Raw genomic sequence first — 466 nt, 5'->3', positions numbered from 1 at the left:
ACGGAAGGAGGGGCGTCCACCACGGTCACGGTCGTCACGCCCGCCACGGTCGCGGTCGTCACGGCCATGGAATCCGCCACGCTCGCCACGGTCGCCGTCACGACGGTCGTCTCCACGGCGGTCGTCGCGGCGGCCGTAGCCGCCACGGTCGTCGCCGCGGCGCGGGCCACCGCGGTAGCCGCCACGGTCACCACTGTCCCGGCGGCGCTGGTCGCGCTCAGGACGCTCGTCGGGAGAGTTGGTGGACATGGGTGACTCCTGTCTTCGGTACCGCAAAATCATTGTCGCGCAGCCGGGTACCCGGCGCGCTTGGGCAAAACGAAAAGGACCCTTGGTCCCAGCATGTCGCTGGGACCAAGGGTCCTCCAAAGATTGTTCGGCGGCGTCCTACTCTCCCACAGGGTCCCCCCTGCAGTACCATCGGCGCTGTGAGGCTTAGCTTCCGGGTTCGGAATGTAACCGGGCG

At 68.5% G+C, this 466-nt stretch carries 1 protein-coding gene and 1 rRNA gene; one reads left to right on the top strand and one right to left on the bottom strand.

The annotated features are described in order from the left end of the window. Positions 1-255, top strand: a 255-nt coding sequence (locus tag ACZ4SW_RS34715) for a hypothetical protein (RefSeq protein WP_468253063.1), incomplete at its 5' end; no start/stop codon positions are given. A gap of 119 nt (positions 256-374) precedes the next feature. On the opposite strand, the gene rrf is transcribed toward ACZ4SW_RS34715, so the two are convergent. Then, positions 375-466: ribosomal RNA gene (gene rrf / locus ACZ4SW_RS34710) — 5S ribosomal RNA — on the bottom strand; the annotation flags it as partial.

The sequence above is a fragment of the Streptomyces sp. NPDC028331 genome (genome assembly GCF_055565775.1).
The sequence above is the reverse complement of the archived record's forward strand: the minus strand, read 5'-3'. Positions and strand labels throughout refer to the sequence as shown.